The organism is Williamsia herbipolensis, from assembly GCF_000964005.1.
In the GTDB taxonomy this organism is placed as follows: domain Bacteria; phylum Actinomycetota; class Actinomycetes; order Mycobacteriales; family Mycobacteriaceae; genus Williamsia_A; species Williamsia_A herbipolensis.
The window spans coordinates 65,165-89,580 of sequence record NZ_JXYP01000014.1 but is presented as its reverse complement, the minus strand read 5'-3'; the positions used below and the strand labels follow the sequence as shown (position 1 = coordinate 89,580).

The following is a 24,416-nucleotide window of genomic DNA, read 5'->3' as shown; positions in this document are numbered from 1 at the left end:
GGGCTCGGTCACGACACCGCGTGGTCGTCGGTGATCGTTGGACCGCGCATGTCGCGCGAGCCCGGATCGGATCCGTGGATCACCAGCAACACGTCGGCGACGACCTGGATGAGTTCGACGTCGCGCACCCGGGCGCTGCCGACCCCTGCGGTGCGCGGAACCGGAAGGGTGAGAACAGATGTCGTCGCCCGATACGACGATCCGGGGTAGATGCGCTTGATCCGGATCTGCTGGCTGTCGAGCAGGGACACCTGCGCGATCTTGACCTGCGTACCGGCCATCCCGATCTCGGTGACGCCGAGTTCGCGCGCCAGCAGACGCAGTTTGGCCACCGACACCAGGCGCGACACCTCCGCGGGCAGCGGACCATAGCGGTCGAGGAGTTCGTCGACGATCGAGGTGATGTCCGACTCGTCGAGTGCTGCCGCCAGTTTGCGGTAGGCCTCGAGGCGCAGACGGTCGGAGTCGACGTAGTCGGCCGGGATGTGGGCGTCGACCGGCAGGTCGATGCGGACCTCGCGGTTCTCCTCCGACATGATCGGCTTGCCGTCGGCCGCAGCGCGATAGGCCTCCACGGCCTCGCCGACCAGCCGGACGTAGAGGTCGAAACCCACCCCGGCGACGTGTCCGGACTGCTCGGCCCCCAATACGTTTCCCGCACCGCGGAGCTCCAGGTCCTTGAGCGCGACGGCCATACCGGCACCGAGTTCGTTGTTCTGCGCGATGGTGGCCAGCCGGTCGTAGGCCGTCTCGGTGAGCGGCTTCTCGGGGCTGTAGAGGAGGTAGGCGTACCCGCGTTCGCGACTGCGACCCACGCGGCCGCGCAACTGGTGGAGCTGCGAGAGACCCAGCGCCTCGGCGCGGTCGACGATGAGTGTGTTCGCGTTGGAGATGTCGAGACCGGTCTCGATGATCGTCGTGCAGACGAGGACGTCGAACTCGCGGTTCCAGAAGCCGGCGACGGTGCGTTCGAGCTGCTCCTCGCCCATCTGGCCGTGCGCGACCACGACCCTCGCCTCGGGCACCATATCCTGGATGTTCTTGGCGGCCTTGTCGATCGAGCTCACCCGGTTGTGCACGAAGAACACCTGGCCGTCGCGCAGCAGTTCACGTCGGATCGCCGCGGCGACCTGCTTGGGTTGATAGGCGCCGACGTAGGTGAGCACCGGGTGGCGTTCCTCGGGTGGCGTGAGGATGGTCGACATCTCGCGGATGCCCGCCATCGACATCTCCAGGGTGCGTGGGATCGGTGTCGCCGACATCGTCAGCACGTCGACGTGGGTCCGCAGCGCCTTGATGTGTTCCTTGTGTTCGACGCCGAAACGCTGCTCCTCGTCGACGATCACGAGTCCGAGGTCCTTCCACCGGACCGCGGTCTGCAGCAGTCGGTGGGTGCCGACCACGATGTCGACGCCGCCCTCGGCCATCGAGTCGATGATCTCGCGCGACTCCTTGGCGTCGGTGAAACGCGACAGCCCGCGGATGGTCACCGGGAACCCCGCCATGCGTTCGGTGAAGGTCTGCAGATGCTGTTGCGCCAGAATGGTCGTCGGCACCAGCACGGCGACCTGTTTGCCGTCCTGCACCGCCTTGAACGCGGCGCGCACCGCGATCTCGGTCTTGCCGTAGCCCACGTCGCCGACGATGACGCGGTCCATCGGGACCGCCTTCTCCATGTCGGACTTGACCTCGCCGATCACCGTCATCTGATCGACGGTCTCGGTGAAACCGAAGGCGTCCTCCATCTCGGTCTGCCACGGGGTGTCGGGGGCGAAGGCGTGCCCCGGTGCGGCGTGGCGCGCGGCGTAGAGCGCGACGAGCTCACCGGCGATCTCGCGAACGGCCTTGCGCGCCTTGCGCTTGGTGTTCTGCCAGTCCGATCCGCCGAGCTTCGACAGCGACGGCTGCTCGCCGCCGACGTAGCGGGAGAGCTGGTCGAGGGAGTCCATCGGCACGAACAGGCGGTCACCGGGGTGGCCACGCTTGCTGGGTGCGTACTCGATCACCAGGTACTCACGGCGCGCACCGGCGACGGTGCGTTCGATCATCTCGACGAACTTGCCGATGCCGTGTTGATCGTGGACGACCATGTCGCCGGCGGTCAGCGCCAGCGGGTCGACCTGGTTGCGGCGCTTGGCCGGCAGTCGCTTGCCCTCGCGGGCTCCGGCGACCCTCGACCCGGTGAGGTCGGCCTCGGAGACGATCACCAGGCCCGCATCGGGACAGATCAGCCCGTGCCGCAACGTCCCACAGAGGATGGAGACGATGCCGGGTTCCGGTGTCGACCCGATGTCGCCGATCGTCGCGGGGACCTCCGCCTCACCGAGGCGTTCGAGGTAGCGCTGGGCGGTTCCCCGTCCGGCGACGACGATCGTCGCACGGCCACCGGTGGTGACGTGCGCGCGCAACGAGGCGAACGTCGTCGCGAGCTCGGTCTCCGACCCGCGGGGCGCGGGCCCCGGGGCGAGATCGAGGCGCACGGTCGTCTCGTCGTCGATGTCGGGTGCGGTCTCGAGCGGACTCATCGTCCACCACGGTCGACCCGCGGCGACGGTGGTCTCCTGGACCTCCGCGAGGGGCCGATAGCTGCTGGCCTGCAGGTCGATCCCGCCGAGACCGTTGCCGTCCCCGGCGTTCGAGTCGAGCGGTGCGTCACCCCCCATCGACGCCGCCGTCCACGACGCCTCGAGGAACTCCGCTCCGGTCTTCGCGAGGTCGGCGGCGCGGGTGCGCACCTTCTCGGGGTCGAGAACGAGGACGTGTGTGCCCTCGGGCATCACCTCGGTGAGCAACTGCATCTGTCCACCCACGAGGACCGGGATGAGCGCCTCCATGCCCTCGGCCGGCATGCCCTCGGACAGTTTCGTGAGCATCTCGGTGAGCGATCGATCGGCGCCCTCGGTGTCGATCAGCTCGGCGGCACGGGCCCGCACGGCGTCGGTCAGGATCAGTTCACGACACGGGTGCACGTGCACCACCGAGGCGTCGACCTCGGGCTGGCTGCGTTGGTCGGCGACGGAGAACGCGCGCTGCTCGGTGATCTCATCACCCCAGAACTCCACGCGCACCGGGAGATCGGAGGTCGTGGGGAACACGTCGAGGATGCCGCCGCGGACCGCGAACTCGCCGCGCTTGCCGACCATGTCGACGCGTTCGTAGGCCAGCTCCACCAGCCTCGCGAGAAGGGCGTCGAAATCGAACTCCGCGCCCTCACGCAGGGTGATGGGGTCGGTGTCGCCCACGCCCGGCGCCATGGGCTGCACCAGCGACCGCACCGTGGTGACGACCACCGTCAGCGGCGGGCCGTAGGCGGCGTCCTCGGGGTGGGCCAGGCGATGCAGCACCTGGAGTCTCGCACCGACGGTGTCGGCGCTGGGCGAGAGTCGTTCGTGCGGCAGCGTCTCCCACGACGGGAACTGCGCGACCGCGTCGCCGATCATCTGGCGTAGTTCGGCCGTCAGGTCGTCCGCCTCGCGGCCGTTGGCCGACACCACCAACAGCGGACCCGAGGGCACCGCGGGATCGTCGCCCGGCTGGGCCGCCGCGGCGAGGACGAAAGGCCGCGCCGAGTCGGGACCGGTGATGTCGAGTGCGCGACGCCCGCGCAGCGCGCGGATGCCGGCGATCGCCGCATCGCCACACGCGACGGCGGCGAGTCCGGCGAGCGGATCGACGGGGGCCGGATCGGCGGGGCGCGCATCGACGGACGAAAGAGGAGATGCCACCACACGATGGTATTCGTCGGGGTTCCGCAGTCGGGCCTCGGCGGGTGAGGATGGTGACGTGCATCCCCCTCACCACGATCACGCAACGAACGATCACACAGCGGACGATCACACCGTGACGACCGTCGAGCAACTGCGGTCCATCGTGGGTCACCCGAACGAACGGGTCGCCACCAAGGTCCGCGACCGACTCACCGACGTGCACCGCGAGTGGATCGCGCAGTCGCCGTTCGTGGTCGTGTCGACCACCGGTGAGGGCGGCGCCGTCGACGTCTCGCCCAAGGGCGACCCCCCGGGGTTCGTGCGCGTCCTCGATGACACCACCATCGCCATCCCCGAGCGGCCGGGCAACAAGCGGGTCGACGGCTACCTCAACGTCCTGACCGATCCACACGTCGGGACACTCTTCGTGGTCCCCGGTCGCGGCGACACGTTGCGCGTCAACGGCACCGCCCGCATCGTCTCCGACGCCGACTACTTCGACGACATGGTCGTCTCCGGGAACCGCCCGATCCTGGCGTTGGAGATCAGCGTCGAGGAGACGTTCTTCCACTGCGCGAAGGCGTTCATGCGGTCGAAGCTGTGGGACACCGACACCTGGCATCCCGACGACCTGCCGAGCGTCGCCGAGATCAGCCACGCGGTGATGCTGAGCCCGGGGCTCGCCGAACTCGAGCGGCACTACGCCGAGGAGAACTACCGGCGCATGCTCTACTGACGCCCCGGGTCGCCACGGCGTGTGCAGTGGCGGACGACGGTCGTCGTATCGTGACGCCATGACCTGGACCGCAGCGCGACTCCCCCGTCTCGACGGCGTCACGGTGGTCGTCACCGGGGCGACCCGCGGGCTGGGCGTCGCGACCGCCCGCGGAGCGGCCGCCGCCGGCGCCACCGTGATCGTCGCCGGGCGCGACCACGACGCCGCCGATGCCGTCGCCCGTTCGCTCGGCGGATCGAGCAGAGCGGCCACCCTCGACCTGACAGATCGCGCGTCGATCGAGCGGTTCGCCGACTCGGTCGGCGAGATCGACATCCTGGTCCACAACGCCGGTGTGCTGCCCACCTCGCGGGTCGAGACCGCCGACGGTTTCGAGTCCGCGCTCGCGACGAACGTCCTCGGGCCGTTCGTCCTCACCAACCTGCTCGCCGACCGGATCCGCGGGCGGATCGTGGCCGTCAACTCCACCGTCCACTCCGCCGGCCGCATCGACTTCACCGATCTGCACTTCGAGCGTCGCGCGTTCTCGGGCGCCCGCGCCTACGCGCAGTCGAAGCTGGCCCAGGCCCTGTGGATGTTGGCGCTCGACCGCCGCCTTCGCGCCGCGCGGTCGGAGGTGACGACCGCGATGGCCCATCCGGGCTGGGCGGCGACCGAGATGACCGGGGTGACCCGTGTCGCCGCCGTCGATGCGTTGGTGACGTGGCTGGGCAACACGATCGCGAACACCGCCGTCGCCGGAGCGGCCTGCAGCCTCTACGCCGCGGCGATGCCGATCCCGTCGGGGAGTTTCGTCGGCCCCGACGGGTTCCTCGGGATGCGCGGTGCGCCCACGCTCGTCGGACGATCCACGCAGGCCGCTGATCCCGTTCTCGCCGAACGCTTCTGGGAGACCGCCGCCGCCCTGACCGGATCGGAGCTGTCGGCATGACCGCCACCGTGCGTACCGCCACCTCGGCCGACTGCCCCCAGATCGCCGAGATCTACCGCCACTACGTCGAGAACTCGGTGATCACCTTCGATTACGAGTCCCCCTCGGTCGACGACTGGGAAGAACGCCTCGCCGCGATCACCGCGCGAGGTCGGCCGTTCGTCGTCGCGGTGGAGCCCGACGACACCGGTGCCGACACGGTGCTCGGTTACGCCTATCTCGGCGAGTTCCGCACCAAACACGCCTACGACTGGACCACCGAGGACTCGATCTACCTCCGCCCCGACGTTACGGGCCGCCGCCTGGGCTCCACGTTGCTCGAGGCGTTGCTCACCGGCCTCGACCCGTCGTCGGTGCGTCGCGTGGTCGCGGTGATCTCGATCATCTCCTCCGACGTCTCGATCCGCCTGCACCAGCGGTTCGGCTTCGTGCAGACCGGTGTGCTGCAGAGCATCGGGTACAAGAACGGTCGGTGGATCGACTGCGCAGTGCTGCAGTACACGGTCCCGGGAACAGAATCGGACTCTGGTCCGTTTTCTCCGTCATGAGTATCGCGAGTCCCGTCCGCACCCCCGCACTGTTCATCAGTCACGGGGCGCCACCGCTGCTCGACGACGAGCGCTGGGTCGGCGAGCTGGCCGCCCTGGCCACGGCGCTGCCCCGGCCCACGGCCATCCTGGTGGTGTCCGCGCACTGGGAGTCGGCTCCGCTCACCATCGGGTCCACCGACCCCCGCACGCCGCTCACCTACGATTTCTGGGGATTCGAGCAGCGCTTCTACGACATCACCTACGCCCCGCCCGGCGCGACCGACCTCGCGCAGCGCGTGACGGCACTGATGCCCGACCCGATGGTCGTCCATCACGATGCGCAGCGGCGACTCGATCACGGGGCCTTCGTACCCCTGACGGTGATGTACCCCGACGCCGACATCCCGGTGGTACAGATCTCCCTGCCGACCCTCGACCCGACCGCCCTCATAGGACTGGGTCGTCGACTGCGCGAACTGCGCGACGAGGGCGTGCTGATACTCGGGTCCGGTTTCACCACCCACGGGCTCCCGTTCCTCACCGACCCGCGGCCCGACGCCGTCGCGCCGGGATGGTCGCAGGAGTTCGACGCGTGGACCGCGGAACGCTTCGCTGCCGGCGATGTCGATGGGCTGATCGACTTCCGCAACCGTGCGCCGGGAATGCCGTACGCGCACCCCACGATCGAGCACTTCGCGCCGCTGTTCGTGACCCTCGGGGCGAGCGACGACCCCGGCCAGATCCCCGATCAGGTGATCGACGGATTCTGGATGGGGTTGTCCAAACGCAGTGTGTCGCTGGCCTGATCAGCCCTCGGCGTCGTTCTCCGGGTTCTCGCGCGCGGTGCCGTCCGACGTGATCGGTTCGTGAGCGCTGTCGGCGAGTTCCGGTGAGATCTCGAGGTTGGTGAGCCCGTTCCAGCAGAGGTTCACCAGGTGTGCCGCCACGACCTCCTTCGCGGGTTCGCGGACATCGAGCCACCACTGGGCGGTCACCGAGACCATCCCGACGAGAGCCTGGGCGTAGAGCGGGGCGAGCCCCGCGTCGAACCCGCGGCGCTCGAAATCGCCGGCCAGGATGTGTTCCACCTGGCTGATGGCGTCGTTGAGCAGGCTCGAGTACTTCGCGTCGGCGCCACCGCCATGGCTGCCGTGCACCAGGATCCGGAAGCCGTCGGTGCGGTCCTCCATGTAGGTCAGCAGGGCGAGGGCGACACTCTCCACACGCTGTCGCGAGCGATTGGTGGTGAGCGACAGCGTCACCATCTCGAGCAGCGTCTCCATCTCGCGATCGACGATGACCGCGTACAGACCCTCCTTGCCTCCGAAGTGTTCGTAGACAACGGGTTTCGACACCGCGGCTCGCTGTGCGATCTCCTCGACCGACGTTCCCTCGAAGCCACGTTCGGCGAACAGGCCGCGCGCGACCTCGATGAGTTGAAGGCGTCGTTGCGGGCCGGTCATCCGCGTCCGCGGCGCCGCCCGGACGTCCTTCTCGGTGTCGGCCGGTCTGTCGACTGCCATGTCATCACCCCACCCGTGTAGGCGCCGACAGTGCGGATCGACGCTGATCGCTTGCCCCGATCTTCCCATCTCCGATCCCACGCAGGGCCGATCGCACTACTTTCGACCCATGATGGATCTCGTCGAGATCTCCGACCGCATGGAGATCACCGCACTGATCACCGACTACTCGACCGCCGTCGACACCCGCGACTTCGACCGGCTGCGCGAGTTGTTCACCCCCGAGGCGGTGATCGACTACTCCCCGGTCGGCGGCGCGGTGGGAACCACCGAACAGGTGGTGCCGTGGCTGCGTGAGAACCTCGCCCTGTTCTCCGACTACCAACACCTCAACGGCAACCACTCGATCACCCTCGACGGCGACACCGCCTCGGCGACCACGATGTGCTTCAACCCGATGGTCGTCGCCGGAGGCGAGAAGCAGCAGATGCTGCTCGTCGGGGTCTGGTACCACGACACCTTCGCCCGCATCGACGACACATGGCGCTTCACCGGGCGACGCGAACAGAAGAGCTTCATGCACGCCGTCTGACTGTTCGGCATACAAACGAACGAGATTTGGTACTGTTCCGTTCCACGAGTGCGAGAACTCGCCCACCGAAGATCGGAGCCACCCGTGAAGAACGTCCTCGCCACCCTGGTCGGCTGCATGGCCGCCGCGACCACCGCCATCACCATCGGAACGGGCGCGGCAAGCGCGGCCACCCCACCGACCGCTGACATCGCACTCGCATTGCTCACCCCGACGCCCGGGTCCGGATGCACCCTGGGGGTGACCAATCTCGGCCCCGACACCGTCCGGGTCTCCATCGCGCCGTCGGACTTCTTCGAGAAGGTTTACTTCCGAGACCTCGGCCCCGTGGTCGCCGGTACCAGCGTCAAGGTGGAGTATTCCACCACCTGCACCGCGCTGGAGTCCGACAAAGTCCTCTACCTCGTCGCCGGCCCCATAGCCGAGAACGGCGTGACACCGTTCGATCCGAACCTCTCGAACAACGTCGTCGCGATCCCCTACGTGGAGTCCACACCGGCACCTGCGCCCACATTCGGCAGCAACTGAACAGATTCCGACGACCGCGACCACGCTCCGCGGAACGCAGTGGCCCTGTCGCATGTCCCGACTGGCCGGTACGGTCAGCCGTTCACGACCCGAGGGGCAACGATGACCGCAGTGGATCAGTGGGACTGGGAGTGGGCCATCTCGACCGGCGGGGTGTTGTCGCCCGCTGCGCGACGGTCATTGGCGGTCGCGCTCATCGCCGAACTACCTCGGACGGTGGCCGGCTACGCGAGGGTCGCCATGGGTCGGCGGGGTAACGGTCGCGTCGACTTCAACGGGCTGAGACTGCCGTCCTCACGCCTGGCGGTCGCTGCGGAGGAGGAGGCCAGGACGAGCCTCACACCCCATGTAGTGGAGCATTCCTATCGCACCTACTTCTTCGCGCGCGCACTCTGCGAACTACGTGGCATCGCCTTCGACGACGAACTCGCATTCGTGGCGAGCCTGCTCCACGACCTGCACCTCGAACGCCCGACGCCGGGCCGGTGCTTCGCTGTCACGGGCGCCGAGCGCGCAGTCGCTTTCACCCGCGCCAACGGCGCCGACCCGACGCGCGCCCACGCCATAGGAGCGGCGATCGCCGGCCACCTGACGGTCGGCATCGCCGACGATCTCGGCGGTGTCGGGTTCGTGTCGGCCGGCGCCGCGGTGGACGTCATCGGTGATCGACTGGCCGATCTGGACCCAACCTGGGTGGCCGAGCTTCTCGAGCGGCATCCGCGTCTCGGCTTCACACAGCACATGATCACCGCTCTGGAGAACGAGGCGGCTGCGGTGCCCGGCGGACGGACTCGATGGCTCCTCAGAACCGCCGCCTTCCGTCAGCTCATTCGCATGGCCGCGTTCGACGTAGTGCTCCCCCACCAGGACTCGAACCTGGAATGCCTGAACCGAGTTATGAGCGGTGCTACACAATATCACGGGGTTGTCAACAGTGGACCATATTTGCAGCTCAACGGCTTTCTAGCGATGCAGTCGTGATACGTCGTTCTACCGGATAACACGGAGTTGGGCACCAAGTGTGCGATATGTGTGCGATGAGACCCCGCAGAGAGAACAGCGCCTCACGCCACGCGCCACCCCTCGCCCGGCACGAGGTCCACAACGCGCACGCCGCCCCGTGGTGGGCCCACTGGACTATCCGTGGGAGCGATCGGGCCAAGCGTGACGTACTCACCGCTCGGGGTGGATAGGTCTGCAGCGAGAGCACCGGGGGCGAGGCGTAGGACGGTCATCTCGTCATCACCAACCATTGCGGCATAGATGAGCGCCACCAGGGGGTCGGTGGTCCACGAGGACAGATCGCAGAACGTGGGGCTGTCCCAGGATGCAACGCCGCGATACAGGTAAGTGGACGTTGCTGGCTGCGCCAGTGCCTCGGCGACGAGGATGCCTCCAATGCCGTCGGCGGTGGTTGGGTCGAGTAGGGCTGCGCGGGCCTCGTTGCGCCATTCGTCGATAAACAGCGAGTGAATGCCGCCATGAGTCCACTGAGATACGGCGAACTCTAATTGAGGATTGTTCGTCCTCTCGATAAGCGACGCTTTCTCGGGCCATTGTTGAGCGGACCTCGGCGCAGACATTTTTATGTCGCTTGCGGCGGCGCTGATCAGTCGCACCATGGCATCTGTGGGTTCGTCGGAGAGCAGCGCATCGCGTAATTGGGCCGTTTCTTGCATGTTTTGGGACTCGTTTCGGTGGGTTTCGTGGTGTTTATGCCGATATTTGCTCGGTCTTCAGCGGGCGAAATAGGGTTCTACCTGCAGTTTGACCGGCGACATGGAGACGTTCAGCTAAGCCGCACTGTCAGCAACAGAGCGATGCGGCGGCCAAAGATCATGGGGGACAGGGGGTCTCGACCCGGGGCGCCACAGGCCACAGCCGGGCCGGCCTCGAGGAGAGGCGTGATGGTTCCGCGCACTGAACCGGGGCACGCAATAATTGCTGTCTCGCAGCTGCAGCCCGACAATTGAGGCATGCAATATGTCGTCCGGGTATTGCGCTATCAATTCGGCGCGTGTATTCCTTGCTTCATGACGACATCCGATTTCACATTCTGCAGCTCGCCACAACGCGCGATGATTACCGCCTCGATTGTCGACGGAGACCCCGGCACACACTTTCTCTGCCTTGAGGCAGGGGACGACATCATCGAACTCTCTCTCGACCAAGTGCCTGCATTGCTCGACATGATCACCGCGACCGTTGCGGGGGTGAACCGATGATCGGCGCAGTTGTCCTCGAATGGTTCTTCCAGGCCTCACGCAAGCCGAACCACCGACGCGCCGAGGCGCAGCTCGATCAGCGCGGGTTCGAGGCTGCAGCTGACGCGACGACCGCCAAGCTGGCCGAGGTCGAGGCTCGGTTGCTCGATGAGGATGCCAAGGTCGGCGCCGACTACGATCCCGATCTCGTCTACATGCTGCTCGCCGAGCGTCGGATCCTCGAGGACCGACGCTCGTCGGAACACTTCGGCGCGCTGGTCGCATGGAGCGACTCGGTTCAGTACGCCTGACGACCCACGGACAACAGAAGCCCCACACCTTGAGGTGCGGGGCTTTCTGTCTTGCATGCTCACCAGCGTGGCCGTCGATGCACCATCGTGCGCTCGGCCTCGTCGTCACCAAGCCCCACGTCTCCCGCCCACCTGAAGTGGTACTCACGATGCGATCGACGGGCCTGCATCAGCGCTGCCCACCAGTCGGGGTCCGAATGGTCAGGCTCGATCCCGTGAGAGTCGTGCCAGTAGTCGGGGGCGAAGTGCTCGACCGTCGGGCCGTCGGAGAGTGGCCAGGGTGGCCCGCCGTCGTCACCGCGTGGCGCTCGAGGTTGGGTCTTGAGCCTCAACCCGGCACGACCGACAGGCCCGGGGAATACTGCCCTGGGCGTGTGTGTACACGTCTCACAGCCCGCTTGCCCGCCGTGACCTCGCCAGTGGTGGCATCGGTCTCGATCTCGGGAACCCGTAGCGCGCCGATCAACTTCGCGACAGTGGCCGAAGTAAGCCTGGCCTCGACCATGAGTGGGTGCGTGACGGTCGCGCCGAAACGGTCCTCGACGGTCAGCGATCCATCCTGCAGCGCTTCATGCAACGCATCGAGCCTGGTGATGCCGCGGCACACTTCCACGAGGGTGACGACCTCGCCGGCGGTCAGATCGAACTGGCCTTCCAACTCGCCAGCGAACTGGCGAGCACGCGTCGACCATGATCTTCGCTCGGCCTGGGTGATCTTCATTCGATTGCCTCTCAATGTCTTTCGGATATAACTCAGCCCTGCCTCATGTCGATTGCGGCAACCAGAGACAGGGCTGAGTGGGATGCCAAACGGGCACACGCCAGGAAGCAAGAACCTAGCGGCGACCGAACAGCGGGGCGATGTGCTGCGACGAGATCACGACATCTCGTCGCCTAGCGTGCACATCGCCAAGATCAGGTGAGGGTGATTCTCACGATGGCCGTCGGAGCTGGATATGCCACCCCAACGCGGAGCGTGGCACGGATCGCGGCGCGGTCGCTGGAGAAAAACACGCTCTGGTCCACGTCGATCTGGACATCCGAGGTGCGCACGCCGATCAGCACCTTGCTGGCATCGGTGACGTAGGCAGTGTTCGCGGGCAGCGCGTCGGTGAGGATTACGGGCAGACCGGCCACGCGCAGCTGTGCCGCTTCGGTCGGCGAGGCCTGCAGCAACGTGACGTTGCTGCCCGCAGATGTCTTGAGCGTTGCCAGTGCCTTGAACACGTCGGGGCTGACGACGGCGGCTGTGGCGGTATGTCCGTGTGCTGCGAGGTCGGCGATGGCCTCAATCCACACATCCAGGTTGCTGAGGTTGCTAGTGGCGGTGAGCACGTCGGCGACCGATCCGATGGCCTTGAATCCCAGTGGCCCGGTGGTCGCTGCCCAGAACTGGGCGTCAATCCGGCGTGCAAGCGAGCGGGTCATGCTCTCACCGATCAGGGTCTTGATGTCCCCGGCGGCGTCTGCAAGCAACTCGTTGGTGACCGGCACGAGCTGGGCCACCTTCTTGGGGACGATGACCGCCTCGGTGAACGTCGGCTCCGAGATCGCGATCTCGCTGCCTTCGCTCACGAACGCCGACGACCCGTCCTCGATAATCGGCACTCGCAGGTCAGGCGTGGCAAACTCCATGACGGTGGCGGCCTGCGATGCGGTGGCCTTCTCGAAGGTGGGTGCCACGATCAGGTCCGAGATCTCGGACGGGGCCAATGGCTTGCTGTTGTTGGTGGTCAGACTCATGTGAATACCTTTGTGTGAGTGGAGAACTCACGGCACCAGTACTGGCGCGGACGTGGTGGCCCGATACTGGGCGAGAACGTGGCGGGTGAGGTGGGGCCTTACTGCCCCGGCATCCCATCGCCTAGTACCAATTGTCCCGGGTTTGTCATGGCCTGACAAGGCGATTCACCCGAAGACTTGATCCCAGCCGACCGGCGAGGGCCGGTCTGAGTATCCCCGGCCCTGACCTGCGTTCTGATAAGTCCCAGCACGTGATGCGGGCCTCGGCGCGACATATGCCAGGCCCGGGCGCAGCTCGACGAGTGCCGATGCGGCCTCGGTGACCTTCTCGGGATCGACCGCGCCCGTGTCGGGGTCGCAGAGGTCAGCAAGCGTGGTGTCGGAGAAGTCAAACAAGTCGCCGGGGACCGCGAGGACTACTGCGAGTTGGCGCTCGACCTCGGCCAGCTGCAGCCCCTTGAGGCGTGCTGCGAGAGTGTCACGTTCGGCCTCGGCCGCCTGGGCTCGGCGGCGTAGCTTTCGCTCGTCTGTGTGGTCGTTGGCCGCCGGGTCGATCTCAGGGGTCTCGGTGTTGGCCGGATCGGTATTCGGCTGCGCCTGCTCGGCGAGAGGGGCGGGAACGGGGTTCGTGCTGTCGAGTTCGCTCATTGTTCGGTGTCCTCGGTCGGGGCGGTGGGAAGGGTGCGCGGGTCGCGGAGTACTTCGCGACCGGCACTGTAAGTGCTGCAGCGAATGGGACCAGACCATCGGTTTGTCACGACCACGGCCCGGTTGTCGTCGGCAGCGAGAGCGCCGACGTGGCGCAGCAGTTCGACCTCAAGGTCGGTTGCTGCCCTTCGGAACCGGGCGTTAGCGAGATCGGCTTCGAGGGTGCTGTCGTGGGCGTCCTGGTGCTCACCGAGGTGTGTGTACGCGATGATCCCGCGGATGTCCCCGACCGCGAGACGTTCCCCGAGGCTGTTCGTATCGAGGTTCATTCGGCACCCTCTAGCGCTTTCAATCGGCTTTCCAGATCGAGCATGCCAGCGTGGTGGGTGGTCATCATGTCGAGCAGATCCTTAACGATTACGGACTGCTCTCGCATATAGGCTGCTAAAACCTCAATTGTGGTGTGATCGTCCATCAGAATGTCCAATTCCTCGTCGGTGGTAGTCATGAAAAGTGTTGCGAGCGCGGTCCTCTCCAGAGCTTTTGCAGCCTCCAGATCGACCCCTTTGATGACCGGGATGTTGTACCGATCCTCGAAAGCCTGCTGCCACGATGATGTCTCGGGGAGCATCAGCCCCAGGACGTGGAAGCTCGATGCGCGTCGGGGGCGGATGCCTCCCCAGTCGCCGTTTTTCGGATCGAACATGACGCCGCCGCCCGCGACACCGAAAGCGACCGCGACCAGTTCCCGATCCACGGTCTTGTTCAAAAACCCGCCATTGAGTGCTTGGAAGAATGTTTCCGCGCCAGGACAGTAGTGGATACCGCAGGTGCAGAACGGTGACGGTACGGGATGCCCACCGGTACACGTCGCGGTGACAGCGGGTTTCGGGTTGCTGAAGATGGGGTCTGACATGTTGAGATCGACCAGTTCGTCCTGGTTGGCCCACGGTGTCATCAGCTGCCCATATGTGTCGGAGATCAGCCAGAAACGCCAGCCAAAGCGTTCCGGGTCCGTAGCCGCTGTCACCGTGCCTCGATCATCGTGAGTCGCCGATCGTGTGCCAGTAGCGCGCCGTGGTAGGACTGGCAGCACTGAGCCAGATAATCGATGAGCTTCTGTTGGTCGGCGATGATCGTCTGTAGGTCGAACAGCGCTTGTGCCGTGCGTATTTCGTTGTCTGAGATCATTTGATTACCCGATCCTCAAGCAGGCCGGTGTCGTCGATGGCGATGGCCGCGACGGCCATAAGTGCGGCGTGTCGGTCGGTGAGTGCGTCGAGTTCGTGCCGCACCAGGGTCATGGCGTCGCGTTGCTCCACGAGCAGGCCGGCCAGGATGCGAAGCGAGTCGCGGGCGTGCTCGACACGGCGCTCCAGGTCTCGGCGCTCGTTGCGGTGTCGAGTGCGGTTGGTGGGTGTGGTCATCGTGTCCTTGTCATGGTGGTGGCGCATCCGAGGTGATGGCCGATGTCGATGTCTTCCGGAAAGGTCATGGGGCCATCGCAGATCTCGCACGTCGCAGGTGAGCGTGGCTGTGGCGGTCGAGAGAGTCGGGCGAGGACTGCGGCACCTCGAGCGGCCTGGGCGGTCAGGTGGTGGCCGTTGAGTCGAGCCAGTGCGTAGGCCCGCACGGATCTGGGTTGGGGATGTCTAGGTGCACTCGATGTGAGAACCGTTGGCGATGTCGTCGGGGAAAGTCATCGGGCAGTCACAGCGTGCGCAACGTTTCGTGTCCGAAGCGTCCGAAGTGTCCTTTTCGCTGTTCAGCGGTAGTTTTAAAGCTCCATCAGTACTGTCCGTAAGTGCGCGAGTGTCCGAAGTTTTGAACCGTTCGGACACTTCGGACGCTTCGGACACGGGTCGGTAAAGACCTCTGGATTGCTTGTCAATTAATCCGTCGTCATACATCCGCCGTAGGTAGCGCCCGGCGTCGTCGATGTTGATATCGAGCCACGCGGCCAGTTCGGGTGGGCGGGTGGTCGGTCGGCTGTTCACGTACTCAAGTGCACGGATCGTTCGATCCGACTTGCCCGACCGCTCTCGACGGATAACAGCATCCTCGGTTGCTTGCGTAAGGCTAGAACTCGTTAGGCTCCACGCCCCACCGTCGGTGACAAGTGCCACCTCGGTCTCTGCGACATCGCGGCCCGTGATGGCGAGTACAGCGTCCTGGGACTGCCGCTTGCGGGAGAGCACCAGGACGAAGTCCGCAGACCCGGCGATGCCGTGGGTTCCGCTGACGGCATCGACGAAGTCCTCTGACTCGGCCTTGCGCGTGTGGTGGACGGCCAGCAACGTCGAGCCGGGATGGGCGTCGATCACTCGCTTGAGCGCCGATCCGATCGCGTAATCGGCCTGATAGCTATCGGCATTCGCCTTCTTGGCAGGTTTAACCTTGCCGAGGGTGTCGAGGATGACCAGCGGCTTGCGGTCTGCATTGCGTTCACAAAATGCGGTGATGACCTCGGTAACGTCCTGCAGCTTGAGGTCGGTCACCGAGACCATCTCAGCGGGGATAGGCGCACCCTGCAGAAGCGTGCGATATCTCGACTGCAGTCGACGACGCCCATCCTCGAGCGCCATGTAGAGCACTGGCCGTTGTTCGACCGGGATGTGTCCCAGTGCAACGCCACCCGTGGCGCAGGCAAGCCCGATACCGGCGACAAGCCATGACTTGCCCGCCTTCGGTGGTGCGACGATAAGGCCGAAACCTTCGGGGACCACGCCTCGCACTGCCCACTCGAGGTCGGGGAACTCCATCGCGTCGAGGTCGTCGCCGGCGATAAGGTCGATCACGTCCAAAACGGACGGTGTCACAGGCGCGGAGTCGACCTCGAATCCGTTCTCGTCGTACTCGGTGCCGTAAGCGAACGGTGGAGTAAGAGCAATTGTCATGATGCCGAGCCCTTAACCCTTATGGCCCAGAGATTGTCGCGGCGGAACTCGTGCCAGTCGGAGAGTCGGCGCGCAACCTGTGCCCACGGGGTCGGGTCGAATGGCCTGCTGTCGGTGTCGCTGGCGTAGTCGGGCTCGTACCGATCAATTCGGGGGTATTCCGGAGGGAGTGCGTCAGCACACTGACCGGGGTCGAACGCGGGCCGCTGGCCAGTCTCGAATGCCTCGCGTATCGCAGCGACCTCGAGCAAAGTCGGTGGTATCATTTGAGCTAAGTCCTTTTCGATGCCCCCGCACCTGGCCCGGTAAGCCGAGCGGGGGCATTGTTCTATCCATGGTGTGGACATTTACGTATTGCGGCGGGCGAGATACCGTGCGGCGGAACCAAGTTCGATAAGCCAGATACCGCCGACCTGGTGCGCGTCGAGTTGCTTCGTGGCTATCAGGGACAGGATCTCGTCACGAGGTTCAGCGGCAATGCGCGAGAATTGCGGGACGGTGAGGTGACCGCTCACGACATCGGCGGCGCGTAGCAGTCCGGTACCTGCGGGTGGCGCTCGAGGCCGATGGCCTCCCTGAAGTCAGCGAGGCTGTATCGAAGCTCGCCTCCAGGTGTGTCGAAGGTGCGAACATCATTGTCTCGCAAAATGGTTCGGAGGGTTCGCTCACTGATGTCGAACGCTGCTCGGAGATGGCGCCGAGCACAGAAGATGTCGAGGATGACAGGGTCGAGCATGGGGGTACCGCCTAACGGTCTCGGGGGGGGTGCGAAGAGGCTCCGACTCGACCGGTGGACGAGTGGGCGTCAGCGACTCGGTCTACCTTCATTCTCCGCTGGCCTGAAGCCCCCGCACAAGGGGATTCGAATTACCGGCCACCGACGCGAGGGTGTCCGTCTACCCATGCCTGAATCTGGTTCTCATCAAACCTAATTGCCTGGCCGATGCGCACGTGCGGAATCTCGTTGCGACGCACGAGGGCATAGCCGACCGTGCGCGAGATCCCGAGGAAGCCAAGCAACCAGGACATGTCGCGCAATGCGCCGGGGCTAGTGACGGCGGAGGTGGAGGTGGACATGACGATCTCCTGAGGGAGCCGCAGGGTGGCAGGGGATGCTGCCGGGGGTTCCAGGCAGGAACCTTCTGTAGTCGCCGATCCGGCTCGCATTCACCGGAGTCGATCAGGTCCCACCAAGTGTCACACGGGGTCGGCGCCGAATCGGGGTATCCACTCGCGCCAATCTCGGCGCGGTAGGCGAGCCTGGAACTACATATTGTGCGATACGATCGGCCCATGGCCTCCATCACCAGACGTCCGATCCCTCTTGCAGTTAACCCGCGGACCGGAAAGCCTCTCAAAACGCAGAAGTTCCGGTACGACGTGCGATATCGCACCTCCGATGGCAAGCACCACAGCCGCACGTTCGAACTTGAGGGTGAGGCAAAGGCGTTCAAGTCTGAGCAGGAGTCCAAGTCGCACCGGGGCGAGTTCATCGCCCCCGACAAGCAAAGGATGACGCTCGGTGAGTTGATGGCAAAGACTGTCGAACGGACCGATGTGCCGAACACGCGAGCACTGAAGCAGGCGGCGGCCAACAACCTCGGACCGCTGGCCGACATGCCGGTCGGCACCATCACCCCGGTACATGTGCGTGACTGGCTCGCATTGCTGTTGAACGGTCGCCCCTGGGCCGACGGCAAGCCTTTGAAGCCAAGATCGGCAGCGCTTCACCTGCGATCGGTCAAAACGGTGCTGAATCAGGCGGTGACGGATGAGATCCTCTACCGCTCCCCCGCTCGGGACGTAAAACCACCCAAGGGGGCGGGCGGCGACCCGGTCTCCTCCGACGAACTTGTCTCACAGTCGGACCTCAGCGCGATCATCGAACACGCTCCCGCCGTCGTTGGGCGCATGATCAGACTGCAGGCGTACACGGGACTGCGACCGGGGGAATTGTGCGGCCTGAGACGGCGCAGTGTCGATCTCGACGCTCGCGTCCTGATGGTGCGCCACCAGTCGGGACGGACTGCAGCAAAGGAATGGCACCCCCTCAAGACCCCGGCATCTAAGCGAGACATCGAACTCTCCGACCGGGCCATCGAGATTATCCGTGATCAGCTTTTAGTTCGGCCCGACGATGGCCCCGACGAGCCGCTGTTCCTGTCGCGGCTCGGAGGAATGTTCACCTCGAACACCTATGGCGGCGCGTTCGCGACGGCGCGTGACTTGGCCAAGGTTCGTACCAAGGTCACGCCCCACCATTGTCGCCATCTGTACGCCTCGGCGCTGATCTCGCAGGGGGCGGATGTACCGACGGTGCAAGCCCTACTCGGACACGCGAGTGCGAACGAGACCCTGTCCACGTACACGCACCTGTGGCCGTCGGTGACAAGCCGTGCTGTTGCCAAACTCGACGGTGCCCTGAGCCTCTGATCGCACGCCACGACCCGATCGGGTGAGATTGTGCGATAGATGTGCGATATCCGATCCCTGCGGCGATTGGACTTGAGCGCTAAAGCGCTGTTAAGGACTGGTTTTGCTCCCCCACCAGGACTCGAACCTGGAATGCCTGAACCAAAATCAGAAGTGTTGCCGATTACACCATGGGGGATCGACGACGATCCGTCGCGGCAATTGTGCCATGCGGCCTCGAGTCAGCGGGCGCGCCATTCGATCGCCTCGGCGAGCTGCATGGGGTGGGCGATGTGAAAGCCCTGGACGAGATCGGCGCCCTGGTCGATGGCCATCTGCCGCATCGCCTCGTCCTCGACACCCTCGACCACCGCGCGCGCATCGAGTGCGTGCGCCAGGGCGATCGCGGCGCGCAGGATGTTGACCCCTCGTTCGGACTCCACGGCCCGCCAGAGGAGCGACCGGTCGATCTTGATGATCCCGGGTTCGATGCGATCGAGGAGTTCGAGGTTGGAGTAGCCGGTACCGAAATCGTCGATGCTGATCGTGGCACCGAGTCGGCGCAATACCGCGAGGGTGTCGATCGCACGACTCTCCGGTTCGAGGAGGACCGACTCGGTGACCTCGACGACGACGAGATCGAGCCCTCCCGGCGGGTTCCAGGAGAGCAGCCAGTCGGTGATGTCGCGCTCGTCGAGCTCGCTCGCCGAGAGGTTCACCGCGACGGGGACACGGTTCTGGCCGAGCCGCGCATGGAACTCGCCGGTGTCGTGGGCGAGGCGCTCGAGCACGATCCTCCCCAGGGCCCGCATCTGCCCGGTCTCGACCGCGTGGCCGATGAACTCCGACGCGCTGACCACCGATCCGTCGCGTCGCCAGCGCAGCAGCGCCTCCATCATGGCCACCTCGCCGCTGTCGGCGTCGACGACCGGCTGGTAGAACAGCTCGAACTCGTTGCGGCTGATCGCCGCTCCCAGTCGCTGGCGCATCGCCGCCCGCGCATCGGCGGCCTCGTTCATCTCCGGAGCGAAATAGGCGTGCCGGTCGCGACCGCGACTCTTGGCCACGTACATCGCGGTGTCGGCGTTGTGCATCAGCTGATCGCCGTCGAAGGCGTCCTGGGGGTAGATCGCGACACCGACCGACGCCGACACATACGCCAGGGAGTCCTGCAGCGCGATCGGTTCACGGATCGCGGCGAGGACGCGCAACGCCAGGGTGTCGAGTGTGTCGAGGTCGCGCATTCGCGTGACCAGCAGGGCGAACTCGTCTCCACCGAGACGTCCGACGATGTCGTACCGGCGCGCCGTCTGCTGCAGGCGTGTGGCGACGGTTGCGAGGACGGCGTCGCCCGCACGGTGACCGAAACGGTCGTTGACCTCCTTGAACCCGTCCAGGTCGATCCAGAGCAGTGCGACGCCGTGGAGCCCGGCCTTCATCAGCTCGTCGATCTTCGCGAGCAGGTAGTTCCGTGTCAGCAGACCGGTCTGGAGGTCGTAATGCTCGCGCGTCGCCAGTGCCAAGGAGATCTCTCGCATACGCGACACGTCTCGGACGAGCGCCACCGCACCGGGTACGCCCTGACCGCCGTGACGGCCGTCGATGTCCCCGACAATGTCGACCGGTTGCACCTCGACGGTCACCTGACGGGCCGCACCGGCGGAGGTCATGATGCGCCGCGACGCGGACTCACCGTCCGCGTCGGCCTCCCGCGCCGAACCACCTTCGTCGTGCTCCATCAGCACGGTCAGCGGCGTACCGATCAGGGAGGCCGGCGAGTACCCGGTCAGCTCGGCCACACCTCGGTTGGCCAACAACACCCGGTCGTCGGCGTCGAGGATCAGGATGCCGTGTCGGCGGTGTTCAAGATGGCGTCGAGGACGGCCGTGCGTTGCTCGGCGAGGCGCGCGATCTCGTGCGCCTCGGTCACATCGATGGCGCTGCCGATGACCATTCCGTCGTCACCGTCCACCTGGGCGGCGCCGGCCACCTCGTCGAGCCAGCGCACACTCCCGTCCGGACGGACGATCCGGAACGTGACCTGCCAGCGACGGTCGGCCGATGCCATCGCCGCGCGGACGCGGACGACGTCGTCCGCATGGACCGACCCGAGAAGCAGCTCGGGGTCGGCGAGAACCGCCGCTCGGTCGAGACCGTAGATCTCCTCGACCCGCGACGTGATCATCACCAGCTCGTTCGCCGCATTGCGCTGCCACACCACCTCGCGGACGGATTCGGCCACCTGTCGGAGATTGTGGATCGCGGCCTCACGCGCCCGCCGGGCGTCGGCGACATCGCCGACGTCGAGGACGACGACGATCGCGCCCAGCACCTCGTCGTCGAAACCCACATAGGGCTGGATCTGGATCAGCAGATCGCGGTCGTCGCTCGACAACTCGCGCATGCGCGACTCGCGGGATCGGATGGTCGCGTCGAGGTCACCGGCGAGATCAGGTACCGGGAGGGTTGTCGGAACCGCGGGCAGCGGCCTCCCGATGTCCTCGACGATCAGCGAGAAGAGCCGTACCGCCAGCGGGGTGTAGCGCGTGACCTTCAGCTCGCGGTCGACGATCACCAGGCCGCTGGTCAACGACGACGCGATGTTGCGCAGGTCTCCGTTGAGTCGCGCCATCTCCTCGCCTCGCATCTGCAGCTCGGAGTTGAGGGTCGACAGCTCCTCGTTGGTGGCCTCCAACTCCTCGTTCGACGCCTGGGCCTCCTCCGAGGTCGCCTGCAATTCCTCGGCCGAGGCCTGCAGCTCCTCGTTGAGCGCCTGCAGCTCCTCGTTCGACGAGCTCAGGTCCTCGATCGTCGACTGCAGCGCGTCCTGCGTAGCGTGGAGGTCTTCGTCGATGACGAGGTCGTCGCGCCCGGGTGGTGTCGGAATCCCGTCGACGGCGTCGGGCAGCGGCCGGAAGGACACCACCGCACCGGTACCTGCTGCCGGGAGCGTGCGACGGTGATCTCCACGCGGCGGGCTGCGGGTTCGACGACGGTGCGCGTCACCCGGTCGGGCTCGGAGTGGCGCAGCTGACTGAGCATCGTCCGCACGGCGGGCCGATAACGCTCACGGATCAGATCGACCACGTGGCCGGTGTGTCGACCCACCGACACCGCGCACCAGGACGACACGTCTCCGATGACCTCGATCACGGTCTCGGCGTCGTCGAGGACGAGGGACGGCGAGGCCACCGTGGCGAGCAGCTGACGCAATGCGTCGGCCGTCGGCTCACGGCCGGCGGCCTGTGCGAAGACGGGTTGGACGTACAGCGGCGGGATGTACCGACCGACCGGCAGGTGGTGCTGACGACTGGACATGCCTCGGCGGTAGAGCCGGTGCACCGGATCGACGACAGCGAACAGGCCGTCGACCCGTGGGATCCGCTCGGACTGGCCGAGCACCAACATCCCACCGGGGACCATCGCGAACTGGCAGAGCTGCAGGACCCGTTCCTGGAGGTGGCTCTGGAAATAAATCATGGTGTTACGCAGAGAGATGACGTCGATCCTCGGGAACGGCGGGTCATAGGCCACGTTGTGGCGCGCGATCACCAGGGTCTCCCGGAGCTCGGGGACCACCTCCCAGTCCGCGTCGACCCGGCGCATCCACCGGGTGCGCAGATGTTCGGGAACCGCGGCGACGGCCGCGTCGGGATAGCGGCCACGACGGGCCACCGCCAGCGCACGTTCGTCGAGGTCGGTGGCGAACACGCGCAGACGCAACGGAGGAGCATCCGGCCGTTCCCGGAGTGCGTCGGCGGCGAGCATCGCGATGGTGAACGCCTCCTCACCGCTCGCGCAGCCGGGGACCCAGATACGGAGCTCGTCGCTCGCGGCGAGGCGCGTGGCGAGGGCTCGCAGGTGTACGTCGAGAGCGGTCCACACCTCGGAGTCCCGGAAGAAGGCGGTCACGCTCACGAGGACGTTCCGGCTCAGTGCGATCGCCTCGGCGGAGTCCTCGGCGACCCGTCGGAGGTAGGCGTCGACGGGCAGGTCGACGAGCCGACGGCGTCGGTGGATCTGTCGGATCAGCGTCGACTGCTTGTATCCGGAGAAGTCGACCCCCGTCGCATCCCGTACGACCGCGATGATGTGCTCGAGCACGCCGTCATCGAGGTCTGGGGCCGAATCACTGTTCGCTGCCGTCACATTCGACGAGTCGACCACGCGCGCGATGCCCGCCAACATCTGATCGACGGGGAGAACGAGATCCACCGAGCCGGTGGCCAGCCCGGCGTCGGGCATGCCGGGAAAAGCTGCGGTCGCCGGCTCCTGGATCACCACCATTCCACCGGCGCTCTGCACCGATTCGACGCCGGAGGAACCGTCGTCGCCGGTACCCGACAACACGATCGCCACCGCGTCGGACCCCATCGACATGGCCACCGAGGTGAACAGGCGATCGATGCTGGGCCACGGACGACGGTCGCCGTCGGGGGCGACGACCCTCAGCACCCCTCCGTACAGACCGAGGTCGCACCCGGGCGGCGCCACGAACACCGTGTCCGCCGTGATGGGGGAACCGTCGGTGGCCGTCACCACCGTCAGGGCGGTGGCGTCGTCGAGGAGTTCGGCGAGGTGGCTCTCACCGGTCGGTGCGAGATGCTGGGCGACGACGAAACACTGGTTCCGACCACGGTCCGCGGTCGCGAACAACCGCGACAGGGCGTCGAGCCCGCCGGCCGAGCTGCCGACGGCGATCACCCGAGGAGGCGTGGTGGACACAGCATCGCTCGTCTCGTCCACGTCGCGAGCCTCCCCGGTGTCCGGCTCGGCAGACCCTCGCCGAGCCTATGTCACCGAACGCCTCGGGGCAGGCATTCGCCCGAGCAGACGTACGACACGATCCGCCGGGTCGACAGAACCCTCAGTCGCGGGGCCCGCCCGCGACGTAGATGACCTGGCCGGAGACGAATCCGGCGCCCTCGCTGGCGAAGAACGAGGCGGTGTGGGCGATGTCCTCCGGGACGCCGCCGCGCTTGACCGGGATGGCGTCGGCGTTGGCCTTGACGAAGTCCTCCCACTCCATGCCGACACGCTCGGCGGTCGCCTTGGTCATGTCGGTCTGGATGAAGCCGGGGGCGATGGCGTTGGCGGTGACGCCGAACTTGCCGAGCTCGATCGCGAGGGTCTTGGTGAAGCCCTGCATGCCCGCCTTGGCGGCGGAGTAATTGGCCTGACCACGGTTGCCGAGCGCCGACGTGCTCGACAGGTTGACCACCCGGCCCCACCCGGCGTCGACCATGTGCTTCTGGACCGCGCGGGTCATGAGGAAGGCGCCGCGCAGGTGTACGCCGAGCACCGCGTCCCAGTCGTCGACCGACATCTTGAAGAGCAGGTTGTCGCGGAGGATGCCCGCGTTGTTGACCAGCACGGTCGGTGCGCCGAGCTCCGCGGCGACCTTGTCGACGGCCGCGGTGACCGAGGCCTCGTCGGAGACGTCGGCGCCGACCGCGATGGCCGAACCGCCCGCGTCGGTGATCGCCGAGACGGTGTCGGCGCACGATTCCTCGGTGAGGTCGAGCACCGCGACGGCCAGGCCGTCCTGGGCGAGTCGCGTGGCGATCGCGGCTCCGATCCCCCGTCCCGCGCCTGTGACTATTGCTGTCCGACGATCGCTCACCGTTACCTCTTCCCCGGGTCGCCCCGACGCGGAGCCGACGCCGTCCGATTCTCCGGCGGTCGCGGACTCCTGTGGCCTTCGTCAGTTCTAC

General features: G+C 66.1%; 24 protein-coding genes, 1 tRNA gene and 1 pseudogene. 10 read left to right on the top strand and 16 right to left on the bottom strand.

What is annotated here, in order from left to right; translation table 11 throughout:
• Positions 1–8 precede the first annotated feature (8 nt).
• The gene (mfd, locus tag TU34_RS06290) at positions 9–3,725 is read right to left on the bottom strand and encodes a transcription-repair coupling factor (protein WP_045822234.1); all 3,717 of its coding nucleotides are present in this window, start codon (positions 3,723–3,725) and stop codon (positions 9–11) included.
• 115 nt (positions 3,726–3,840) lie between these two features.
• Here mfd and TU34_RS06285 point away from each other — a divergent pair, with 115 nt between their 5' ends.
• From TU34_RS06285 to TU34_RS06270, 4 genes are read left to right on the top strand one after another with little or no spacing between them, the layout of a single operon-like run.
• Positions 3,841–4,443 (top strand): pyridoxamine 5'-phosphate oxidase family protein, encoded by a 603-nt coding sequence (locus TU34_RS06285; RefSeq protein ID WP_045822003.1) that lies wholly within the window; start codon positions 3,841–3,843, stop codon positions 4,441–4,443.
• 58 nt (positions 4,444–4,501) lie between these two features.
• The gene (locus TU34_RS06280) at positions 4,502–5,374 is read left to right on the top strand and encodes an SDR family NAD(P)-dependent oxidoreductase (protein ID WP_045822002.1); all 873 of its coding nucleotides are present in this window, start codon (positions 4,502–4,504) and stop codon (positions 5,372–5,374) included.
• Positions 5,371–5,922: a GNAT family N-acetyltransferase gene (locus TU34_RS06275; protein WP_045822001.1), complete on the top strand. Its 552-nt coding sequence runs from the start codon at positions 5,371–5,373 to the stop codon at positions 5,920–5,922. Before TU34_RS06280 ends, TU34_RS06275 begins: the two co-directional genes overlap by 4 nt.
• Complete coding sequence (locus TU34_RS06270) at positions 5,919–6,710, top strand: dioxygenase family protein (RefSeq protein ID WP_045822000.1); 792 nt, start codon at positions 5,919–5,921, stop codon at positions 6,708–6,710. The genes TU34_RS06275 and TU34_RS06270 overlap by 4 nt, the downstream gene beginning before the upstream one ends.
• On the opposite strand, the gene TU34_RS06265 is transcribed toward TU34_RS06270, so the two are convergent.
• Complete coding sequence (locus TU34_RS06265) at positions 6,711–7,427, bottom strand: TetR/AcrR family transcriptional regulator (RefSeq protein ID WP_045821999.1); 717 nt, start codon at positions 7,425–7,427, stop codon at positions 6,711–6,713.
• Positions 7,428–7,536: 109 nt separating this feature from the next.
• On the opposite strand from TU34_RS06265, the gene TU34_RS06260 reads away from it, so the two are divergent.
• The 3 genes and pseudogenes from TU34_RS06260 to TU34_RS06250 form a co-directional block, all read left to right on the top strand.
• Entirely contained in the window at positions 7,537–7,959 is a 423-nt protein-coding gene (locus tag TU34_RS06260) for a nuclear transport factor 2 family protein (protein ID WP_045821998.1), read from the top strand.
• Positions 7,960–8,043: 84 nt separating this feature from the next.
• Positions 8,044–8,487: a hypothetical protein gene (locus TU34_RS06255; RefSeq protein WP_045821997.1), complete on the top strand. Its 444-nt coding sequence runs from the start codon at positions 8,044–8,046 to the stop codon at positions 8,485–8,487.
• A 102-nt stretch (positions 8,488–8,589) separates the two neighbouring features.
• Positions 8,590–9,333, top strand: a pseudogene (locus tag TU34_RS06250) (HD domain-containing protein); the annotation flags it as partial.
• A gap of 218 nt (positions 9,334–9,551) precedes the next feature.
• Here TU34_RS06250 and TU34_RS06245 read toward each other — a convergent pair.
• The gene (locus tag TU34_RS06245) at positions 9,552–10,166 is read right to left on the bottom strand and encodes a hypothetical protein (protein WP_045821996.1); all 615 of its coding nucleotides are present in this window, start codon (positions 10,164–10,166) and stop codon (positions 9,552–9,554) included.
• Positions 10,167–10,463: 297 nt separating this feature from the next.
• On the opposite strand from TU34_RS06245, the gene TU34_RS23505 reads away from it, so the two are divergent.
• Together TU34_RS23505 and TU34_RS06240 are read left to right on the top strand one after the other, a co-directional pair.
• A complete protein-coding gene (locus tag TU34_RS23505) occupies positions 10,464–10,712 on the top strand; it encodes a hypothetical protein (RefSeq protein ID WP_150116422.1) in 249 nt (82 codons plus the stop codon).
• Positions 10,709–11,002 (top strand): hypothetical protein, encoded by a 294-nt coding sequence (locus tag TU34_RS06240; protein WP_045821995.1) that lies wholly within the window; start codon positions 10,709–10,711, stop codon positions 11,000–11,002. The genes TU34_RS23505 and TU34_RS06240 overlap by 4 nt, the downstream gene beginning before the upstream one ends.
• 328 nt (positions 11,003–11,330) lie before the next feature.
• Here the strand turns inward: TU34_RS06240 and TU34_RS23500 are convergent, their stop codons facing one another.
• The 8 genes from TU34_RS23500 to TU34_RS23495 form a co-directional block, all read right to left on the bottom strand.
• Positions 11,331–11,723 (bottom strand): hypothetical protein, encoded by a 393-nt coding sequence (locus TU34_RS23500; RefSeq protein ID WP_150116421.1) that lies wholly within the window; start codon positions 11,721–11,723, stop codon positions 11,331–11,333.
• A 194-nt stretch (positions 11,724–11,917) separates the two neighbouring features.
• Positions 11,918–12,745 carry a phage major capsid protein gene (locus TU34_RS06230; protein WP_045821993.1) on the bottom strand — a complete coding sequence of 276 codons (828 nt, stop codon included), beginning with the start codon at positions 12,743–12,745 and terminating at the stop codon, positions 11,918–11,920.
• A 165-nt stretch (positions 12,746–12,910) separates the two neighbouring features.
• On the bottom strand, positions 12,911–13,393 hold the full coding sequence (locus tag TU34_RS06225; protein ID WP_045821992.1) for a hypothetical protein: 483 nt from the start codon (positions 13,391–13,393) through the stop codon (positions 12,911–12,913).
• A 325-nt stretch (positions 13,394–13,718) separates the two neighbouring features.
• Complete coding sequence (locus TU34_RS06215; protein WP_045821990.1) at positions 13,719–14,423, bottom strand: hypothetical protein; 705 nt, start codon at positions 14,421–14,423, stop codon at positions 13,719–13,721.
• The gene (locus tag TU34_RS23890) at positions 14,420–14,584 is read right to left on the bottom strand and encodes a hypothetical protein (protein WP_160298509.1); all 165 of its coding nucleotides are present in this window, start codon (positions 14,582–14,584) and stop codon (positions 14,420–14,422) included. The genes TU34_RS06215 and TU34_RS23890 overlap by 4 nt, the downstream gene beginning before the upstream one ends.
• Complete coding sequence (locus tag TU34_RS06210; RefSeq protein ID WP_150116420.1) at positions 14,581–14,820, bottom strand: hypothetical protein; 240 nt, start codon at positions 14,818–14,820, stop codon at positions 14,581–14,583. The genes TU34_RS23890 and TU34_RS06210 overlap by 4 nt, the downstream gene beginning before the upstream one ends.
• 225 nt (positions 14,821–15,045) lie before the next feature.
• Positions 15,046–16,290 (bottom strand): AAA family ATPase, encoded by a 1,245-nt coding sequence (locus TU34_RS06205; RefSeq protein ID WP_052688780.1) that lies wholly within the window; start codon positions 16,288–16,290, stop codon positions 15,046–15,048.
• Between the two features lie 867 nt (positions 16,291–17,157).
• The gene (locus TU34_RS23495) at positions 17,158–17,367 is read right to left on the bottom strand and encodes a helix-turn-helix domain-containing protein (protein ID WP_045821986.1); all 210 of its coding nucleotides are present in this window, start codon (positions 17,365–17,367) and stop codon (positions 17,158–17,160) included.
• 216 nt (positions 17,368–17,583) lie between these two features.
• On the opposite strand from TU34_RS23495, the gene TU34_RS06185 reads away from it, so the two are divergent.
• Entirely contained in the window at positions 17,584–18,723 is a 1,140-nt protein-coding gene (locus tag TU34_RS06185; protein WP_082079937.1) for a tyrosine-type recombinase/integrase, read from the top strand.
• Between the two features lie 106 nt (positions 18,724–18,829).
• Here TU34_RS06185 and TU34_RS06180 read toward each other — a convergent pair.
• The 5 genes from TU34_RS06180 to TU34_RS06170 all read right to left on the bottom strand — a co-directional run bounded on the left by TU34_RS06180 (position 18,830) and on the right by TU34_RS06170 (position 24,325).
• Positions 18,830–18,901: transfer RNA gene (locus TU34_RS06180), tRNA-Gln, on the bottom strand.
• 43 nt (positions 18,902–18,944) lie between these two features.
• Entirely contained in the window at positions 18,945–20,522 is a 1,578-nt protein-coding gene (locus TU34_RS22285; protein ID WP_052688779.1) for a putative bifunctional diguanylate cyclase/phosphodiesterase, read from the bottom strand.
• A gap of 20 nt (positions 20,523–20,542) precedes the next feature.
• Positions 20,543–21,334, bottom strand: coding sequence for a PAS domain-containing protein (locus tag TU34_RS24270; protein WP_238981209.1), 792 nt, complete (start codon positions 21,332–21,334; stop codon positions 20,543–20,545).
• Positions 21,335–21,498: 164 nt separating this feature from the next.
• Positions 21,499–23,448, bottom strand: coding sequence for a chemotaxis protein CheB (locus tag TU34_RS22280; protein ID WP_082079932.1), 1,950 nt, complete (start codon positions 23,446–23,448; stop codon positions 21,499–21,501).
• A 121-nt stretch (positions 23,449–23,569) separates the two neighbouring features.
• The gene (locus TU34_RS06170; RefSeq protein ID WP_045821984.1) at positions 23,570–24,325 is read right to left on the bottom strand and encodes an SDR family oxidoreductase; all 756 of its coding nucleotides are present in this window, start codon (positions 24,323–24,325) and stop codon (positions 23,570–23,572) included.
• Positions 24,326–24,416 lie beyond the last annotated feature (91 nt).

What these genes read in the sequence shown, in the direction of transcription:
- TU34_RS06260 (WP_045821998.1), top strand. Translation starts at nt 7,537, where the DNA reads ATGATGGATCTCGTCGAGATCTCCGACCGCATGGAGATCACCGCACTG.
- TU34_RS06205 (WP_052688780.1), bottom strand. Translation starts at nt 16,290, where the DNA reads ATGACAATTGCTCTTACTCCACCGTTCGCTTACGGCACCGAGTACGAC.
- TU34_RS06245 (WP_045821996.1), bottom strand. Translation starts at nt 10,166, where the DNA reads ATGCAAGAAACGGCCCAATTACGCGATGCGCTGCTCTCCGACGAACCC.
- TU34_RS06225 (WP_045821992.1), bottom strand. Translation starts at nt 13,393, where the DNA reads ATGAGCGAACTCGACAGCACGAACCCCGTTCCCGCCCCTCTCGCCGAG.
- TU34_RS24270 (WP_238981209.1), bottom strand. Translation starts at nt 21,334, where the DNA reads ATGGCGCGACTCAACGGAGACCTGCGCAACATCGCGTCGTCGTTGACC.
- TU34_RS06265 (WP_045821999.1), bottom strand. Translation starts at nt 7,427, where the DNA reads ATGGCAGTCGACAGACCGGCCGACACCGAGAAGGACGTCCGGGCGGCG.
- TU34_RS06240 (WP_045821995.1), top strand. Translation starts at nt 10,709, where the DNA reads ATGATCGGCGCAGTTGTCCTCGAATGGTTCTTCCAGGCCTCACGCAAG.
- TU34_RS23505 (WP_150116422.1), top strand. Translation starts at nt 10,464, where the DNA reads ATGCAATATGTCGTCCGGGTATTGCGCTATCAATTCGGCGCGTGTATT.
- TU34_RS23495 (WP_045821986.1), bottom strand. Translation starts at nt 17,367, where the DNA reads ATGTCCACCTCCACCTCCGCCGTCACTAGCCCCGGCGCATTGCGCGAC.
- TU34_RS23890 (WP_160298509.1), bottom strand. Translation starts at nt 14,584, where the DNA reads ATGATCTCAGACAACGAAATACGCACGGCACAAGCGCTGTTCGACCTA.
- TU34_RS06185 (WP_082079937.1), top strand. Translation starts at nt 17,584, where the DNA reads ATGGCCTCCATCACCAGACGTCCGATCCCTCTTGCAGTTAACCCGCGG.
- TU34_RS06210 (WP_150116420.1), bottom strand. Translation starts at nt 14,820, where the DNA reads ATGACCACACCCACCAACCGCACTCGACACCGCAACGAGCGCCGAGAC.
- TU34_RS06280 (WP_045822002.1), top strand. Translation starts at nt 4,502, where the DNA reads ATGACCTGGACCGCAGCGCGACTCCCCCGTCTCGACGGCGTCACGGTG.
- TU34_RS06270 (WP_045822000.1), top strand. Translation starts at nt 5,919, where the DNA reads ATGAGTATCGCGAGTCCCGTCCGCACCCCCGCACTGTTCATCAGTCAC.
- TU34_RS23500 (WP_150116421.1), bottom strand. Translation starts at nt 11,723, where the DNA reads ATGAAGATCACCCAGGCCGAGCGAAGATCATGGTCGACGCGTGCTCGC.
- TU34_RS06275 (WP_045822001.1), top strand. Translation starts at nt 5,371, where the DNA reads ATGACCGCCACCGTGCGTACCGCCACCTCGGCCGACTGCCCCCAGATC.
- TU34_RS06230 (WP_045821993.1), bottom strand. Translation starts at nt 12,745, where the DNA reads ATGAGTCTGACCACCAACAACAGCAAGCCATTGGCCCCGTCCGAGATC.